This is a genomic window from Bradyrhizobium sp. 138 (assembly GCF_023074075.1).
Lineage (GTDB): Bacteria > Pseudomonadota > Alphaproteobacteria > Rhizobiales > Xanthobacteraceae > Bradyrhizobium.
Genome location: NZ_JADPKT010000007.1, coordinates 585,494 through 602,710 on the forward strand (window position 1 = coordinate 585,494; position 17,217 = coordinate 602,710).

Here is a 17,217-nt window from a genome sequence, read left to right on the forward strand (position 1 = left end):
AGGCTTGTCTGATCCAGATGCGGCTGCACATCGTCAATCCCAACACCACTGCATCCATGACGGCGAAGATCGCCGCTGCGGCGCGCGCGATCGCGCTGGCGGGTACCGTGATCGATGCGCGGCAGCCGACGATGGGCCCGGTCTCGATCGAGGGATTTTACGACGAAGCCTTCGCCGTCCCCGGCATGCTCGGCTGCATCCGCGAGGCCGACCGCGACGGCGCGGAGGCCCACATCATCGCCTGCTTCGACGACACCGGCCTCGATGCCGCGCGCGCGGTCGCGAAGGGGCCAGTGATCGGCATCGGCGAAGCCGGCTTCCACATGGCGAGCCTGGTCGCCGCCCGCTTTGCCGTGGTAACGACGCTCGATGTCTCCATCGTGCCGATCGAGCACAATCTACGAAAATACGGCCTCAGTGATCGCTGCGCTCGCGTCCGCGCTGCCGAGGTGCCGGTGCTGGCGCTCGAGGAGCGCAACACCGGTGCGCTCGCGAAGATCTCCGCGGAGATCACGGCTGCGATCCGTGACGACCGCTCGGAGGCTATCGTGCTCGGCTGCGCCGGCATGGCCGATCTCGCCGCCGAGCTCGCCACCACGCACGGCCTGCCCGTGATCGACGGCGTCACGGCCGCGGTGACGCTGGCGGAATCACTGGTGCGGCTGGGGCTGAAGACCTCCCGGCTCGGGCCCTATGCCGCGCCGCGCTCGAAGAGCTATTCCGGGCTGTTTTCTCAGTTTCAGCCCTGAACCATGCTCCTGTCGGGGCATTCGGGGGCCGCAAGGCCTGCTGATGATTGGTTTTTTGGCCCTTAGCCTCTTTTTGGTCCCATTCCTTGCCGAAACGTAACGTTTTCGGGACGCCCCGGCGGCTTGCAAGCTGCCGGTCTTCGCCACTCACCAAGTTTCAATTTGGGTTTTGTCAGCGATGATCGATCTCGCACAGGACACGCCGTCCACCCCCCTTCTCCGCCTCGGCGCCCAGCCCATCGCGCTGACCGCCGCAGCGCTCCTGCTCCTGATCGCGGGGGTGACCTCGATCGCGATCTGGCGGGCCTATACCGGCGCGGCACCCGAGACCGACCGGGTGGTGGCATCGCGGCAGCTTCAGGCGCGGACCGCCCAGGCGTCCGAGCAGCTCGTCGAGAAGACCAAGGGGCTGGAGGCGACCCAGCAGGAATCGATCGACCAGCTCCAGGTCGTGCAGGACCAGCTCCAGACCATGAAGCGGCTGTTGGCAGCGCAGCAGGCCGACACCAAGCGTCTGTCCGAGCAGGTCGCATCGCTGAACGAGTCCATCGATGGGCTGCGGCAGTCATTTGCCAGCGCACGGGCGACCGAGGTCGAAACGCCCACGGTTACCCGCAGGAAACCGGCGCGACACCGCGTCCATGCCAGCGCGCGCAAGCGCTCGCGCGGCTAAGCGGCGGGCCACACGGCGGAACTTTATTTTCGCCACTTGTGAACTGGATCACATTCGTCCGTATGATTCCACGCGATGCTCGCCGTTACCGGATGGCGTGAGCCGATTTCAATGTCCGGGGCTGGCAAGGTCGTTGACGGTATACTGCGTCAACGGCCTTGTTTTTTAGTGGGCCGCTATTCGCAGACATCCACGCGGCGGGTGCGCCAGCCCGCCGGCGTCATAACGCGCTTTCGCGCGACGTAGCAGCCACCATAACCATCGTTGTAGCCGGTACCATAATAGTAGGGATCACCGTAATAGGGCGAGCCGTAGCCGTAATAGGCGCCGTAATAGCCGGCGCCGGCGAGACCCGCCCCGATTGCGACACCTGGCCAGAAGCCGCCGCCATGCCAATGGCCGCGATGGCCCCAGCCGCCTCCGTGGCCCCAGCCGCCATGTCCGAACCCCCGCGCCTGGGCCACCTGCGGCATTGACAGCCCGACCGCCGCGACGGTCAGCGCCGCCATCATCATCCTGCGTAACATCACTCGATCCTCCGCGTGGACACGCTCCACGCTTCAACGCAGGACCAAGCTAGCGTCACGCGGACATTCCGGACAGCCACACTGCCTCACTTCCGCGCGAGCGTTCAGCAGCCGCGGCAGATGCTCTTGAGCTTCTTGTCGAGCATGCGATTCTCGGCGTTGACGGCGGCATCAGCAGCAGCCCCACCGGTGCCGGTGCCCGTGGTGACGCCGGAGCCCGGCCCGGATGATTGCGCCGTGCCGAGGCTGTTGGTGCCGGGCGGCGGGGCCGGCGAATTGGCGACGCCTCCGGTCGATCCTGCAGGGCTTCCAGGCGATCCGGCAGAACCGCCGCTCGCCTGCGCGAAGGCGACGGCCGGCATCACGGCGAGCGCGACGATCAGCATCATGGTTTTGACTGAGGCGGTGGCGGGCGATGCAGCCATCGGAAATTCTCCTTTACCGGTCAACCGCCGCGGCGAAGACCAGTTCCGGAACAAATGCCGTCACATCAACTTGAGAGCCGAGGAGGCAAATCACGATGACCGATCGCGATCCCTTTGCGGAAGGCGAACGCGCCGCGCGCGACAACATTCCGGCTGAGGCCAATCCTTACCTCGACGGCAGCGACGAGCATGCGCTGTGGGCCGCCGGCCACGAGAAGGCCGCAGGCGCAATCGAAGCGGCCGAATCCGAGAAGCGCTGACGCGCCGCTCCGGATCGCGCGCGCCGGTGGTTATGCGGCTGCCACCATCTTCTCGGTCCGGTCCTCGACCATGGTCACGAACATGTGGGACTCTTCGTTGGTGCCGCCGATCTGCACCCGGCGGGCCGAGATCACGCGGCGGCCGCGCGCGGGATTGTCGATGGTGTCGATGATCGGCTCGAGCTGCTGCTTCTGCGCGAGGAGCTGCTGATCGCGCCGCTCGATCAGGGCGGCCGCCTCCGAGGAGAACAATTCCCGCGCGGTCTTGCCGATGATCTCGCCGCGCGTCATGCCGATCATCTTCTCGGCGGCTTTGTTGACGAAGACGTAGCGCAAATTGCGCGCATCCTTGGCGATGATGCCCTCGGCCACGTTCTCGATGATGGTGGCGAGGAAGCGCTCCATCCGCTCCAGAATGCGCTCACGCTGACGCTGTTCGGTGACGTCTTCCTGCACCGATACCCAGCCGCCGCCGTCCATCGGACGCTCGTAGATCTTGATGATGCGGCCGTCGTTCAGCGCGATCTCGTAGGCCGTCGGCTCGCGCTTGGCGATGCGTTCGAGAACGGCTGCGACATATTTGGAGACGTCGCCGCTGAACAGTCCGCTATCGACCCGGTGCTGGAGGATTTCCTCGAGCGTCGCCGATCCAGCCTGGATCGTCTCAGGCAGATTGTAGATCTTGCGGTAGTTCGAGTTCATCGCGACCACGCTTGCCTTGCCGTCGAGCATGATCAGGCCCTGCGGCATGCTGTTGATGGCGGCCGAAAGCTGCCACTTCTTGGCCTGGTACTTGTCGTTGAAATTGTCGCGCTCGGTCATCGCTGCGTCGCGCGCCTGCGCGGTGCCGAGCTCGAGCTCCTCGAGCTCGACGATGCGCGCCACGGCGTCGCGGAAATTCTGCACGGCGCGCGCAAGACGTCCGATCTCGTCGTGACGGCGCAAATGCGGCACCTCGCTCTTGACGTCGCCTTGCGCGATCCGGTCGGTCGCCTGCGTGATATCGGTCAGCGCGCGGACGACGGAGCCCCGCATCACGACGACGTTCAGGCCCGCGAAGATCAGTGCCGCCAGTCCGAGCGCGAACAGATAGGCGGCCGCATAGCGGTTCTCATTGGCGAGCTCGTCGGCCTCGCGGGCACGCTGCTGGTAGATGCGCTCGAGCGCCTCGATATCGGCGTTGAGCTTGCTGCGCACCGTCCGATTGGCGCTGTTGTCGCCCCATTCGCGTGCCGCCGCCGAGCTGATCTCCATTCCGCGCCGCGCCAGCTCCTGGCGGAATTCGATGAACTGCGATATGCGCTGGCGGAATGCGGCGAACTGCTCGGCATCGTCGTTGCTGACGGTCCGCTCCATGCTCTTCACGGCCTCGGCAAGCTCGCGGTTGCGCCGTATCAGCCCGTCCGCGAACGGCATCATCGCACGACGATCGGTGGACATGTAGACGCCGCGCGATTCCATCACGACGGCGTAAATCAGCGCATTGATGCGCCCGACGTTGATCGCCGCAGCGGCCGAGGACGCATGCATGTGGCGATAAGTCGTCTGCAACCGCACCGACTGGACCGACATCACCAAGAGGAAGGTGGTGACGATCGCAAGGAAGGCGGCAATGCTATAGACTTTCTCCGCAACGGTCAGCGTGTCGGCGCCGCGCGCGAAGCGAACGAGCTTCTTCAATAAATTGGTTCCGGCGACGAGGCCGGATGCCGGTGCCGCAGCGTCCATGGCGCAGCTCCCCCCGCGGTTGAAAACACCCCACGATACCCATGCGGCGCTAGCGGAGGCTTAAAGTTTCAGCCGGTATTTTTACGGCGCGGAACCGGGAGGCGCGGCCGAGGGGACCACTGACGCATCAACCGATGCGCTTGAGGCCCTTTTTGAAACGCGGACCGTTGGCCACGTAGAACCTCGCCGCACTCCCCATTTTCTGCACCTGGGCGTCGTCGAGGGTGCGGATCACGCGCGCCGGCGAGCCGATGATCAGGGACCGTTCAGGGAATTCCTTGCCCTCGGTGATGACGGAACCGGCACCGACGATGCTGTTGCGGCCAATCCTGGCGCCGTTCATCACGATCGAGCCCATGCCGATCAGGGCGCCCTCCTCGATGGTGCAGCCATGCAGGATGACATTGTGGCCGACCGTGCAGGTCGGGCCGATGACAAGCGGAAAGCCGAGATCGGTGTGGCAGGTCGAGCCGTCCTGCACATTGGCGCCCTCGCCGATCTCGATCCACTCATTGTCGCCGCGCAGCACGGCGCCGAACCAGACGCTCGCACCCGGCTTCAGGCGCACGCGGCCGATCACAGTGGCGGTCTCGGCGATGAAGTAATTGCCGTCGGCGGGAAGGTCGGGCGCCTGCCCGTCGAGCTCGTAGATCGCCATGAGGGTCTCCTGTCAGGTCGACCTCAGCCATAGCGAAACGGCGGCGAAGAGGCAAAGGCCGCCCCGCCGGGCAGTCCTGCCGGGCGTCAGCCCAGAACGCCGGCCGCGCGCAGCGTCATCAGGAAGAAGGTGCCGCTCATCATGCTCCAGAAGCCGGCGATGACGGTCGCCATCATCACGAACTCGGCACGGCGGCTTTCCACCCGCATGCCGCGCAGCGTGTTGCGCATGATGATGAAGGGCGCGGCGAACACCAGGAACGGCACCGCCGCGAAGGTCTTCGGCGCCACGCCGTCCTGCAACAGGCCGAAGCCGGCGGGCCGCTGCGCCAGCGCCTGGTATCCGTTCACGAGCGCGCCCGCGAGCGCGAAACCAATGCAGATCGAGAAGAAGGTATTGAGAGCTTCAGGTGTCATCGGAACGGTCCGCCCTTACGCAACGCCACCGCCTTCCTCTGACAAATCGTGCCGGTTAACGCTACATTATCCTTAAGGGAAGGTTAACACCGCTGCCCCTCCCACGCAGGGCCGTCCCCGCTGGAACGCTGCGCGAAATCGCTGCCGCATGGCATATTCGCCGCTGATTCGTCGGCCACCGGCCGAGGTCCGGCTCGACCCAGCGCAAGCTCATGACGGTGTTTTCGGAAGCTCCCTTCAGGTCCCCCCGCACGCACACAAGGGCGCATGTCGTCCCGATCGTGCTCGGCGGCATTGCTGCGGCATGCGCGGTGGCGCTCGTCGCCTATTTGCTGTGGCCGACCTGGGGCACGCGCGGCGCGAACGCTCCGGACAAGCTGCCGGTGAGCGTCGGCGGCACGCTGTTCAACCTGCCGACGACGGCGATCCGCATGAAGATCCAGCGGCACTCCGGACCGCAGGAGCGGATCGATCTCGACTTCCTCTATCCCTCGCTGGAGCCGCCCGGTGCACCCAAGCACGTCACCGCCGACACCGTGGAAGCGGCGGTGCAAGCGATCGACCGCATCTTCCTGTCGATCGCGGCCCATCACGATGCGCTCGCGCCCGAGCAGCGCACGGCCACGATCTATCCGCGCTACCTCGACCAGGCCGCAGCCCAGCCCGTGGACGGCCTGACGATGCGGATGTTCCGCGCCGACACGCCCTACGGCAGCGAGGACCTCTATTCCGCCGCGAGCCCGGCACTGACCGCGCGCTGCACCCGCGATGCGGCCACCCCGGGCATGTGCCTGTCCGAGCGCCGCGTCGGCGGCGCCGACCTCACCTTCCGCTTCCCGCGCAGCTGGCTGTCGCAGTGGCGGGACGTGGCGGATGCGATGGAGAAGCTGACGGTGCAGCTGCGCGGGCCGAAGGGGTAGGCCCTGCTCTGCCGCGAGACCGGCTTGGGCTACCTAAAACAAAAACTGCGAAAACAACCCCATGCACAGTAGCATCGGAGGCATTAAGCATTTTCGTATTTTTCGAACGGCCGTTGACCCATCGGGCAAAACAAGTGCACAATGGCATCATGGGGAGATCAACTTGAAAGATGCGGTTGCGCATCCTCCATCCGGTACCGGGGTTGCCCGGATCGCCACACCAGTGTGTGACTGATATCACTGATCGTAGATTGCGTTTGGCTATTCTGCGAGTAATCTGACGCTATTGCATTCGGGGGCTGGAATGCGGCTTCGGCTGTTTGTTTTATTGATTGTTGCAACCTGGCTTGGGACCGGCGCTGCGCTGGCCGAAAAGCGCGTCGCGCTCATCATGGGCAACTCGGCCTACAGGAACGTGAGCAAGCTGGCGAACCCCGCGAACGACGCCGCGCTGGTCGGCGGCATGCTCAGGAAGGCGGGCTTCGACGCCGTCGACGTCAAGCTCGACCTGAACGTGGTCGACATGCGCAAGGCGCTGCGCGAATTCGGCGGCAAGGCCCGCGAGGCCGATGTCGCGGTCATCTACTACGCCGGCCACGGCATCGAGCTTGACGGCACCAACTATCTGATCCCGACCGATGCCGCCTTGGAGACCGATACCGACGTTCTCGACGAGGCGTTCCCGCTCGACAGATTGCTGTTTGCCATCGAGCCGGCCAAGCAACTTCGCCTCGTCATCCTGGACGCCTGTCGCGACAATCCGTTCGCCAAGACCATGAAGCGCACGGTGGCTTCCCGCGCGATCGGCCGCGGCCTCGCCAAGGTCGAGCCGACCAGCCCGAACACCATGATCGCCTTCGCGGCGAAGGCCGGCTCGACCGCCTCGGACGGCGATGCCAGGAACAGCCCGTTTGCCACCGCTCTGGTCGAGCGCCTGCCGATGCCAGGCCTCGATCTGCGCAAGGCGTTCGGCTTCGTGCGCGACGACGTGCTCAAGACCACCGGCTACAAGCAGGAGCCGTACGTGTACGGCTCGCTCGGCGGCGATGACGTGCCGCTGGTTGCAGCGAAGCCGGTCGTCGCGGGACCGCAGGCCAACCCGGACGCCGAAATCCGACGCGACTACGAACTCGCGCTTCAGCTGGGGACGCGTGACGGATGGACAGCCTTCCTCAACCGCTTTCCCGGCGGTTTCTATACCGATCTCGCCAAAGGCCAGCTGAACAAGATCGCCGCCGAAGAAACCCGCGCCGCCGCTACGGAAAAGGCCAGGCAGGCCGAGGACGAGAAGTCTCGGCTCGTGGCCGAGCGGGCCAAGAAAGCCGAACAGGAGAAAGCCGCTGCGACCGCCAAGGCCGCTGAGGACGCCAAGGCGGCGGCCGAGAAAGCCAAGCAGATCGAGGAGACCAAGGCGGCCGCTGCCGAGCAGCGGCGGAAGGAGGCTGAAGCCGCAGTGGCGAAGGCGCTGGCTGACAAGCAGGCCGCCGAGAAGGCGTTCGCCGACAGGCTGGCAAATGACACCAAGCAGGCTGCCGAACAGCGAACCACAGAGAAGCAGCAGGTTACCGATACCACGAAGGTTGCGGCTGTCGCACCAACCTCATCGCCGCCGAGCCTGTCGCCGCAGGAGACGGCGAAGCTGGTGCAGTCCGAGCTGCGCCGCGTCGGCTGTCTGGCAGCATCGGCAGACGGCGACTGGAATGCGTCGTCGCAACGTTCACTGACGCTGTTCAACAAATATGCGGGAACGAAGTTCGACGCCAAGCAGGCGAGCTTCGAGGCGCTCGACGGCATCAAGGCCAAGCCGGGCCGGGTCTGCCCATTGGTGTGCGATCACGGCTTCAAGGCCGACGGCGATGCCTGCGTGAAGATCGCCTGCCGCGCCGGCTATCGGGTCAACGACGACAACGAGTGCGAGAAGGTACAGGACAAGAAGCCGGTCGCGACGCGCGAGGATGCCAAGAAGCGGGATACGGAGCGGAAGCAAACTGAAGCGGCACCTGCGAAGCCGCAGGCTTCGGGCCAGATGTATTGCGGACCGGCCGGATGCCGACCCGTAGCCAAAGGGTGTCACCTGGATACCAACGCTCGCAATGGCAATATCGTTACTTCGCCTCGCGAAATCTGCGATTGAGCGGCCGTCGGAGGCTGCTTCGTGACTTGGGGCTGCAATGAGCGGCTTCGTTTTCTCTTGTTGATTCTTGCCATTGGGCTCGGCTGCGGTCCGGCAATGGCCGAGCGACGCGTCGCGCTCGTCCTGGGCAATTCGGCCTACAAGAACGTGGGCAAGCTGGCGAACCCCGCGAACGATGCCGCGCTGGTCGGCGGCATGTTCAGGAAGGCGGGCTTCGACGCCGTTGACGTCAAGCTCGACCTGAACGTCGCCGAGATGCGCAAGGCGCTACGCGATTTTGGCGGCAAGGCACGTGAGGCCGACGTTGCGGTGGTCTATTATGCCGGTCATGGCATCGAGCTCGACGGCACCAATTACCTGATCCCCACTGACGCGACTCTCGAGACCGACAGCGATGTCCTCGACGAAACGCTGCCGCTGGACCGGGCCCTGTTCGCGGTCGAACCTGCCAAGCAGCTTCGCCTCGTCATCCTGGATGCCTGTCGCGACAACCCGTTTGCCAAGACGATGAAACGTACGATCGCCTCGCGCGCGATCGGACGCGGCCTGGCCAAGGTCGAGCCGACCAGCCCGAACACCATGATCGCCTTTGCGGCCAAGGCGGGCTCGACCGCCTCGGACGGCGACGCCAAGAACAGCCCGTTCGCCACCGCTCTCGTCGAGCGCCTGCCAACGCCGGGGCTCGACCTGGGCAAGGCCTTTCGATTCGTTCGCGACGATGTGCTCAAGAGCACCGGCAACAAGCAGGAGCCGTTTGTCTACGGCTCGCTTGGCGGCGATGACCTGCCGCTGGTTGCAGCGAAGCCGGTCGTCGCGGGGCCGCAGGCCAACCCGGACGCCGAAATCCGGCGCGACTACGAACTGGCGCTTCAGCTGGGCACCCGTGACGGATGGACGGCCTTCCTGAACCGCTTTCCCGGCGGTTTCTATACCGATCTCGCCAAAGGCCAGCTGAATAAGATCGCCGCCGAAGAAACCCGCGCCGCCGCCGCGGAGAAGGCCAGGCAGGCCGAGGACGAGAAAGCCCGGCTCGCAATCGACCGCGCCAAGAAGGCGGAGCAGGAGAAAGCCGCTGCTGCAGCCAAAGCTGCCGAAGGGGCTCGCGTCGCTGCCGAGAAGGCCAAGCAGATCGAGGAGGCCAAGGCGGCGGCCGCTGAGCAGCGCAGGAAGGATGCAGAAGCAGCCGTCGCCAAGGCGCTGGCCGACAAGCAGGCTACCGAACAGCGAACCACAGAGAAGCAGCAGGTTACCGATACCACGAAGGTTGCGGCTGTCGCGCCAACGTCATCGCCGCCGAGCCTGTCGCCCGCAGAAACAGCGAAGCTGGTGCAATCCGAGCTGCGCCGCGTCGGCTGTCTGGCGACCGCGGCGGACGGCGACTGGAACGCGTCATCGCAGCGCTCGCTGACCCTGTTCAACAAATATGCCGGGACGAAGCTCGACGCCAAGCTCGCGAGCTTCGACGCGCTCGACGTCATCAAGGCCAAGCCGGGCCGGGTCTGCCCGCTGGTGTGCGATCACGGCTTCAAGGCTGACGGCGATGCCTGCGTGAAGATCGCCTGTCGCGCCGGCTATCGCGTCAATGACGACAACGAATGCGAGAAGGTGCAGGACAAGAAGCCGGTCGCGACCCGCGAGGATGCCAAGTCGAAAGACAACGAGCGGAAGAAGGTCGAAGCCGCACCTGCGAAGCCGGCTGCATCTGGTCAAATGGTTTGTAACGGTGCGGGCTGTCGTCCGGTTCGGTCGGGCTGTCACCTTGAATCGAAAAGCACAGGCCACGCCCTTGTTAACATCGAAGTCTGCAACTGACGACGGCTCCAGGCGAGGAGGAAGCCTGTGCATGAATTCTGTTGCTGCCAGAACACTCCGAATACTCTCGTGTATTCTGATTTGAGGTTGAAATGGGTGCGCTCCGGGCAATTGCCCTGTTGATTTTTGCGATCTGGTTGGGCACCAGCTCCGCGCACGCGGAAAAGCGCGTCGCGCTCATCATGGGCAACTCGGCCTACAAGAACGTGGCGCGGCTGGCGAACCCCGCGAATGATGCTGCACTGGTCGGCGGCATGTTCAGGAAGGCCGGGTTCGACTCAGTCGACATCAAGCTCGACCTGAACGTCGCCGAGATTCGCAAGGCACTGCGCGATTTTGGCGGCAAGGCACGTGAGCATTACAATGACGGTGCTGCACTCAATAAGCCGATCGCTGTGTAGAATGACAACCAACCAGCGAACATATCTCGTCACCTCGACTTCGCTCCTGTGTCAGACAAGCTACTGCCGTGCGCGAAATTGAATATCGCGATGCCAAGGCCCAAGTTCTCCGCGATTATCGATGCGGCGGTCGAGGGCAAGCCTGCGTCGTCACGGCCAGTGCGCAGGGCGGATTAGCCGCAAGGCGTAATCCGCCCGCTCCGTCGGGCGTCTCGAACGGCGCCGCTACGCCGATTACTGCTCCTTCCTGAACACATCCTGGAAGATGAGCTGGCCCCAAGTGCGCCCGCGTGCGTGCACCAGCGCGCCACCCTCGTTGAGTTTTCCCAGATTGACCGGTGCGAACCCCAGTTGCCTGGCCAAGGCCGCCACGGGAGCGGCCGCGTCTTCGTCGTCGCTGGACAGAAAGACGACCCGGTGCCCACCATCGACGAGCGGATCGGCAGCCAGCTTGGCCGCAGCCAGGTGATTGAAACCTTTCACCAGCTTGGCGCCGGTGAACGCCTTGGCGACGACGGCGGAGGACGGGAAACCGTCCAGCTCTTCTCCAAACGCGTTCGTCGCGTCGATGACCGTCTTGTCTTTCCAGCTCGGCAGGGCCTTGGCAACCTCGCGATGCTCCCCGAACGGGACCGCCAGGATGATCGTGTCGGCCTCGAGCGCATTCCGCAGCGACTTGGCGACGACCGTGGGTCCAATCGCCCGAGCCTGCGGCGCCAGCGCCTCGGGCGGCTGGCGGCTCGCGACGGTCACGTCGATGTTTTTACGGGCAAAGGCCTTGGCGAGGGCCTGGCCTACCTTACCGAATCCTACAATTGCGTAGCTCATCATACTTCTCCGATCCGTGTTGATATTGATTGCCGGCCTTTCAGATGGCCGAGAAGCCGCCGTCGACAGACAGCTCCACCCCGTTCACGAAGCTCGAATCGTCTGAAGCAAGAAACACCGCGGCTGCCGCAATTTCCTCGGGACGACCCATCTTTCCCCGCGGGATCAGGGATTCGAACATCCGCTTCGCCTCTTCGGTGAGAACCTGGTCCTGCATCGGTGTGGCGATCGGCCCCGGGCTCAGCACGTTCACCCGGATATTCCTGCCCTTCAGCTCGTTGAGCCAGGTGCGTGCGAATGAGCGCAATGCCGCCTTGCTTGCCGCATACACGCCGTAGCCGGGAAAACCCTTCACCGAAGCAACCGATCCGGTCATGAAGATCGATCCGCCATCGCTAAACAGCGGCAACGCCTTCTGGACCGTAAACAGCGTGCCGCGGGTATTCAGGCCGAAGGTCGCATCGAAATGCTGCTCGGTAACCTCGCCCAGTGGGACGGCTCCGCCCATGCCGGCGCTCGCGTACAGGACGTCGATCCCTCCCTTTTCCCGCTTGACCGTGTCGAACAGACGGTCGAGGTCGTCGAGATTGGCCGCGTCGCCGCGCACGCCGGTCACGTTCCGGCCAATCAGCTTGACGGCCTCGTCGAGCGGCTCCTGCCTCCGGCCCGTGATGAAGACATAGGCGCCTTCTTCAACGAACCGCCTGGCGCTCGCGAGTGCCATGCCGCTCGATCCACCCGTGATGACTGCAACCTTACCCTCAAGCTTTCTCATAACTTCTCCATTCGTCGGGACGGCATCTGCCCCGAGAACCACGACATGGGTCTGCCGGCATCAGGCGTTGAGTGTGGAAGCGCGCACATCGGTGGTGCGAAATCGATCCGGCCGGACGAGTGACGTCGGCCGCGACGATCGGTGTCCGCCGTCCGGAACTGGGCCGTGCTTGTCGGCCTAGGCTATGATGACCGCCCCGTACTGCCTTCGATGTGTTAGATGCGGGCTTTGGAAGGCGCACCGCGCGGTGCGGGATCGCACCATGATCGACTGGGATGACGTTCGCTACTTTCTTGCCGTCGCGCGCGGAGGCTCGGTGCGCGCTGCCGCCGAGCGCCTCGGAGTGAACCACGCGACCGTGCTGCGACGCATCGCCCAGCTCGAGGACCGCCTCGGGGTCCACATGTTCGAAAAGCTGCCTTCGGGCTACCGCCTGACGGCTGCGGGCGAGGAGGTCCTCGAGTTCGCGGACCAGATGGAAGCGTCGTCGCACCTATTGGAGACGCGTCTTCGGGCGCGACCAGAGCGTGCGCGGGCTTCTGCGGGTGACGCTGGCACCGCCGCTTGCGACACACCTGCTCATGCCTGATTTCGCCGATTTCGCGCGTCTGCATCCGGATATCGAGATGGAAATCCTGTCGTCCGGCGAGCTGGCAAATCTGACCAACCGAGAGGCCGACGTCGCGATCCGCGTCGTCTACGACCGCAAAACCCTGCCGCTCAATCTTCACGGCTTGAAGGGACCGGAGCTGTTCGGCGGCGTTTACATGTCCAGGGATCGACTAGCCGCGTCGCCTGCGGGCGCGCCCGATCCGATCCGGTGGATCGTCATCAGCATTCATGGAATTCCGGATTGGGCCCGCGAGGTCCGCACCGCGGGGGTTCCGTTCAGGACCACAGACGCCGAGGCGCAGATCGTTGCAGTAAGACAGGGGATCGGGATGACGACACTGCCGTGCTTCGTCGGCGATGCCGACCCCCTGCTGGTGAGAGTGCCGGGCACCGACCTGCATATGTACGGAACGCTCTGGCTTCTCACGCAGGGGGAGACGCGCAAGACGAAGCGCGTGCGGCTCTTCACGGAGTTCATATCCCGCAGGCTCGCCGCATACGCTCCGCTTCTCGCGGGCTTGTCCATGTCGCGCGACTGACGCGCGGCGAGAGCCGATGGTCGCTTTAGATCATTCGCAATCCGGCGATCGCGGAGTTCGCCGCCGAGCTCCGCGCAGTGGCGACGTCGATCACGGCGGTGACGGACTGGTAGAGCGGGTCGCGAAACCGTCCGAGCGCAGCGAAGCAATCCAGAATTCCCTCCGCGGAGGTCTCTGGATTGCTTCGCTATGCTCGCAATGACGGTGTGGAGAGAGCGCGCCTCGATCTTCGATGCGTGTCCCGGACGCGCTGCAGCGTTCTTGCGCCGCTGCCCAGAGCCGGGATCCAGAAAGCTCCGCGCTCCGCCGTTGCATGGGCCCCGGCTCTGCAGCGCACCGCACCGGACGATGCTTCGCATCGCCGGGGGCGCTGCGCTGCGTCCGGGGCACGCAGCCGAAGTGTCTGTGTAGCTTCTACTCCTGATCGACGAGATCGTCCTCGAGGATCGCCATCTGGAACTGGAACGAGCGATCGTCGTCCTCGTCGTCGACGAACAGCACGCCGATGAACTCTTCACCGATATAGACCTCGGCGGAATCGTCCTTCTTCGGCCGCGGCACGACGCGGATCTTGGGATTGCCGAATACGCGCTTCAAATATGCGTCGAGCTTTCTGACTTCTTTGACGTCCACGGCAAGTCTCCGATCGAAAATGGTCGGCGGGTTTTAGGACGAGACGCGACGAACCGCCAGCATGAATTGCTAGAGAATTTGGGGATCGAAAGGGCCGGAATCCGGCCCTTTTCAACGTCAAAAGCCGGGTCTCAAAGCCCCATGGCGTTGATCATCTGATCCATGGTGCGCGACGGCTCGGCGCAGCCGGCCTCGCCGACGACCTTGGCGGGCACGCCCGCAACCGTGACGTTGTGCGGCACGGGCTTGACCACGACCGAGCCGGCGGCGATGCGCGCGCAATGACCGATCTCGATATTGCCGAGGATCTTTGCGCCGGCGCCGATCAAGACGCCGTGGCGAATCTTCGGGTGGCGATCCTCGTTCTCCTTGCCGGTGCCGCCGAGCGTGACGCCGTGCAGGATCGAGACGTCGTCCTCGATCACTGCCGTCTCGCCGCAGACGAAGCCGGTGGCGTGGTCGAGGAAGATGCCGCGGCCGATGCGCGCGGCGGGATTGATGTCGGTCTGGAACACCGCGGAGGCGCGGCTCTGGAGATAATACGCGAAATCCTTGCGGCCCTTCAGATAGAGCCAGTGCGCGAGGCGATGGGTCTGGATCGCGTGAAAGCCCTTGAAGTAGAGCAAGGGATCGATGAAGCGCGAGGTCGCGGGATCGCGGTCGTAGACGGCAACGAGATCGGCGCGGAAGGCGTTGCCGAGGTCTGGATCGTCGCGCAGCGCCTCAATATAGGCCTGGCGCACCAGGTCGCCCGACAGCGCGGAGTGATCGAGCCGCTCGGCGACGCGGTGGACCACCGAATCTTCCAGGCGGCCGTGATGCAGCACCGACGAATAGATGAAGGTCGCAAGCTCCGGCTCGCGACGGACGATGTCCTCCGCTTCGCCCCTGATCCGGTCCCAGATCGGATCGAGCGATGCGAGCTTTCCTCCCGGATTGACCTGATGCACTGCCATGGATTTGCTCTCTGGGATGCTCTTTCGAATGGGCTCGTTTGATCGGTTCTATAGCATAGTCTAGGCGACAAAGTCCTGACCGGCTTGCCTGAGAGTGAACAGCACCTTGCCCCGCGAAAGCATGCCAAGACGTTGAAACACAAAGGTTTCTTCCGAGGTCCCCAAGCGGCAGGTCGGCTCAAAGTGGTCAGAGTTTTGCCAAATTCAAGCCGGGCGGCGTCAAACTATTGGTGAATTCTCTGCCGACCGTTATTGCGGGCATGGTCGGAAAGCGAGGACGGGAGCAGATTTGAGCATCACCACCGATCAATTGCGCGCGCGCGCCGCGGGCTCCCTTTGGCTGCGCGTGGCGGCGGTGGCCCTGCCCCTTCTGATGATCGCGCCGGCGTTCTGGAATGGCTACCCGCTGTTGCAATGGGATACCGGCGGCTATCTGGCGCGCTGGTACGAGGGTTATCTCGTCCCCAGCCGCTCCACGGTGTTCGGCCTCTATCTGCACTATGGCGAGAGTTTTGGTTTCTGGATCAACCTCGCGGTCCAGTCGCTGGCGACGCTGTGGCTGTTGCAGCTCACCCTTCGCGTGCTCTCGATGATGCAGACCGTCCGCTTCGTCGCGATCTGCCTCTGCCTGATCCTGTCGACCGCGCTGCCCTGGCTGGCGAGCATGCTGCTCACCGATATCTTTGCCGGCTTATCGGTACTGTCGCTGTTTCTGCTGGTCGTCGGCGGGCAGCGGACATCGGCGCTCGAAAAGATCTCGCTGTTCGTCTTCACCGCCTTTGCCGCGGCAACCCACAGCGCCACGCTCGGCGTGCTGCTCGGCCTTTGCGCCGCGGGTTGGATGGTGCGGCCGTTCCTGAAGGAGCGCCTTCCGCTTGCCGGATTGGCGCAGGCGAGCCTCGCCATTGTCGTGGGCGGCCTGATGCTGGTCTCGGCGAATTATGCGTTGTCCGGTAAATTGGCCTGGACGCCCGGCGGTTACGGCGTCGCCTTCGGCCGCATGATGCAGGACGGCATCGTCGCGCACTATCTCAACGACCATTGCCCGCGCGAGCGCTACAAGCTCTGCCCGTATCGCAACGAGTTGCCGGCGAGCGCCGACGAGTTCCTGTGGGGCAAGAGCATGTTCAACACGCTCGGCCGCTTCGATGGGCTGAACGATGAGATGGGCTACATCGTCGTGCAGTCGCTGAAGGATTATCCGGCCTGGCAGGCCGGCGCGGCGCTGCGGGCGATGAGCCAGCAATTGCTGCATGTCGCCACCGGCGAAGGCACCAACGGCTGGATCCCGCACACCCGCGGCATCATCGAGCGCTACATCCCCGCACAGGCCGCGCCGATGCGCGCGGCGCGGCAGCAGCACTGGGGCGTCAATTTCGACACCATCAACTGGCTGCACGTGCCGGTGGCGCTGGCCTCGATGCTGGCGCTGGTCGCGCTGCTTGCGCGCGCGCTCGCTCGGCGCAGGCTCGACGACCTGACGCTGCTGGCCGCGACCGTGACGCTGGCCCTGCTCGGCAACGCCTTCATCTGCGGCGTGATCTCGGGCCCGCACGACCGCTACGGCGCGCGGATGGTGTGGGTCGCGACCTTCGTCGTGCTGACGGCGTTGGCGCGGCGGTTTGGGGACGACGTCAAAGCGCAGTGAGATTGGGAAGCGAACCACCATCAGAACGTCGCGCTTCGCGACGCTCCCCGCGCTGGCAAGCAAGCGAACCCGCCGCTCCTTGCGCTGCTGCGACCTGTATGATCGAAGGACTATCGCATCCGTAGCGAGGATGCGTTCGAGGCCGTGAACTCCTGTGAGGCCGTGAACCCCTGTCTGCGCAGCGCCCGCTCCTGAAAAGCGACGTGGATCACCCTTGTTCCGAAGGCAGACTAAACTGAAACACGGCCCCCCGTGGTTCATTCGCGCCGGTCCAAAGTCGTCCGCCGTGCGCCTCGATGATCGATTGGCAAATCGACAAGCCCAGGCCGGTCCCGTCCGGCTTGGTGGTGTAGAAGGGCTCGAACAGGCGATCAACGATTGCCACGTCAAGTCCAGGTCCGGTATCCCGTACGGCGACAACAACGAGATTTGAGGCATCTGCAGCCGTGCTGATCCGCAGCTCCCGTCCGCCAACGTCGAGGCAGTTCATTGCCTCGATCGCGTTGAGGATCAAATTGAGAAC

Annotated in this window: 17 protein-coding genes and 2 pseudogenes; 9 read left to right on the forward strand and 10 right to left on the reverse strand. The window is 64.4% G+C overall.

The window, feature by feature from the left end:
- Nucleotides 1-17 precede the first annotated feature (17 nt).
- Nucleotides 18-749: an aspartate/glutamate racemase family protein gene (locus tag IVA79_RS07385; RefSeq protein ID WP_247551389.1), complete on the forward strand. Its 732-nt coding sequence runs from the start codon at nucleotides 18-20 to the stop codon at nucleotides 747-749.
- Between the two features lie 178 nt (nucleotides 750-927).
- Entirely contained in the window at nucleotides 928-1,422 is a 495-nt protein-coding gene (locus IVA79_RS07390; RefSeq protein WP_247551391.1) for a hypothetical protein, read from the forward strand.
- 176 nt (nucleotides 1,423-1,598) lie between these two features.
- Here IVA79_RS07390 and IVA79_RS07395 read toward each other — a convergent pair whose 3' ends face one another.
- Nucleotides 1,599-1,949: a hypothetical protein gene (locus IVA79_RS07395; RefSeq protein WP_247551447.1), complete on the reverse strand. Its 351-nt coding sequence runs from the start codon at nucleotides 1,947-1,949 to the stop codon at nucleotides 1,599-1,601.
- A 104-nt stretch (nucleotides 1,950-2,053) separates the two neighbouring features.
- Nucleotides 2,054-2,374: a hypothetical protein gene (locus tag IVA79_RS07400; protein WP_247551393.1), complete on the reverse strand. Its 321-nt coding sequence runs from the start codon at nucleotides 2,372-2,374 to the stop codon at nucleotides 2,054-2,056.
- Nucleotides 2,375-2,469: 95 nt separating this feature from the next.
- Between IVA79_RS07400 and IVA79_RS07405 the strand changes: the two genes are divergently transcribed.
- The gene (locus IVA79_RS07405; protein ID WP_247551395.1) at nucleotides 2,470-2,634 is read left to right on the forward strand and encodes a hypothetical protein; all 165 of its coding nucleotides are present in this window, start codon (nucleotides 2,470-2,472) and stop codon (nucleotides 2,632-2,634) included.
- Between the two features lie 30 nt (nucleotides 2,635-2,664).
- Here IVA79_RS07405 and IVA79_RS07410 read toward each other — a convergent pair whose 3' ends face one another.
- The 3 genes from IVA79_RS07410 to IVA79_RS07420 all read right to left on the reverse strand — a co-directional run bounded on the left by IVA79_RS07410 (nucleotide 2,665) and on the right by IVA79_RS07420 (nucleotide 5,436).
- Nucleotides 2,665-4,362, reverse strand: a complete 1,698-nt coding sequence (locus tag IVA79_RS07410) for a PAS-domain containing protein (RefSeq protein WP_247551397.1) — start codon at nucleotides 4,360-4,362, stop codon at nucleotides 2,665-2,667.
- A gap of 127 nt (nucleotides 4,363-4,489) precedes the next feature.
- Nucleotides 4,490-5,020, reverse strand: coding sequence for a gamma carbonic anhydrase family protein (locus tag IVA79_RS07415; RefSeq protein WP_247551399.1), 531 nt, complete (start codon nucleotides 5,018-5,020; stop codon nucleotides 4,490-4,492).
- A gap of 86 nt (nucleotides 5,021-5,106) precedes the next feature.
- A complete protein-coding gene (locus IVA79_RS07420; protein WP_247526198.1) occupies nucleotides 5,107-5,436 on the reverse strand; it encodes a hypothetical protein in 330 nt (109 codons plus the stop codon).
- A 212-nt stretch (nucleotides 5,437-5,648) separates the two neighbouring features.
- Here IVA79_RS07420 and IVA79_RS07425 point away from each other — a divergent pair, with 212 nt between their 5' ends.
- The 4 genes and pseudogenes from IVA79_RS07425 to IVA79_RS07440 all read left to right on the forward strand — a co-directional run.
- Nucleotides 5,649-6,356, forward strand: coding sequence for a hypothetical protein (locus IVA79_RS07425; protein ID WP_247551401.1), 708 nt, complete (start codon nucleotides 5,649-5,651; stop codon nucleotides 6,354-6,356).
- A 304-nt stretch (nucleotides 6,357-6,660) separates the two neighbouring features.
- Nucleotides 6,661-8,490, forward strand: a complete 1,830-nt coding sequence (locus tag IVA79_RS07430; RefSeq protein WP_247551403.1) for a caspase family protein — start codon at nucleotides 6,661-6,663, stop codon at nucleotides 8,488-8,490.
- Between the two features lie 96 nt (nucleotides 8,491-8,586).
- The gene (locus tag IVA79_RS07435) at nucleotides 8,587-10,302 is read left to right on the forward strand and encodes a caspase family protein (RefSeq protein ID WP_247551405.1); all 1,716 of its coding nucleotides are present in this window, start codon (nucleotides 8,587-8,589) and stop codon (nucleotides 10,300-10,302) included.
- A 92-nt stretch (nucleotides 10,303-10,394) separates the two neighbouring features.
- Nucleotides 10,395-10,658 (forward strand): annotated as a pseudogene (locus tag IVA79_RS07440) (caspase family protein); the annotation flags it as partial.
- Nucleotides 10,659-10,937: 279 nt separating this feature from the next.
- Here IVA79_RS07440 and IVA79_RS07445 read toward each other — a convergent pair.
- Nucleotides 10,938-11,534 (reverse strand): NAD(P)-binding domain-containing protein, encoded by a 597-nt coding sequence (locus tag IVA79_RS07445; protein ID WP_256465552.1) that lies wholly within the window; start codon nucleotides 11,532-11,534, stop codon nucleotides 10,938-10,940.
- A 37-nt stretch (nucleotides 11,535-11,571) separates the two neighbouring features.
- Nucleotides 11,572-12,306: an SDR family oxidoreductase gene (locus IVA79_RS07450; protein ID WP_247551452.1), complete on the reverse strand. Its 735-nt coding sequence runs from the start codon at nucleotides 12,304-12,306 to the stop codon at nucleotides 11,572-11,574.
- A 262-nt stretch (nucleotides 12,307-12,568) separates the two neighbouring features.
- On the opposite strand from IVA79_RS07450, the pseudogene IVA79_RS07455 reads away from it, so the two are divergent.
- A pseudogene (locus IVA79_RS07455) lies at nucleotides 12,569-13,457 on the forward strand (LysR family transcriptional regulator).
- A 414-nt stretch (nucleotides 13,458-13,871) separates the two neighbouring features.
- On the opposite strand, the gene IVA79_RS07460 reads toward IVA79_RS07455, so the two are convergent.
- Nucleotides 13,872-14,090 carry a DUF3126 family protein gene (locus IVA79_RS07460; protein WP_007602550.1) on the reverse strand — a complete coding sequence of 73 codons (219 nt, stop codon included), beginning with the start codon at nucleotides 14,088-14,090 and terminating at the stop codon, nucleotides 13,872-13,874.
- 131 nt (nucleotides 14,091-14,221) lie between these two features.
- Nucleotides 14,222-15,046 (reverse strand): serine O-acetyltransferase, encoded by an 825-nt coding sequence (cysE, locus tag IVA79_RS07465; RefSeq protein ID WP_247551407.1) that lies wholly within the window; start codon nucleotides 15,044-15,046, stop codon nucleotides 14,222-14,224.
- Nucleotides 15,047-15,335: 289 nt separating this feature from the next.
- On the opposite strand from cysE, the gene IVA79_RS07470 reads away from it, so the two are divergent.
- Nucleotides 15,336-16,694 (forward strand): hypothetical protein, encoded by a 1,359-nt coding sequence (locus tag IVA79_RS07470; RefSeq protein ID WP_247551409.1) that lies wholly within the window; start codon nucleotides 15,336-15,338, stop codon nucleotides 16,692-16,694.
- 208 nt (nucleotides 16,695-16,902) lie between these two features.
- On the opposite strand, the gene IVA79_RS07475 is transcribed toward IVA79_RS07470, so the two are convergent.
- A partial coding sequence (locus tag IVA79_RS07475) for an ATP-binding protein (RefSeq protein ID WP_247551412.1) occupies nucleotides 16,903-17,217 on the reverse strand: 315 nt, incomplete at its 5' end.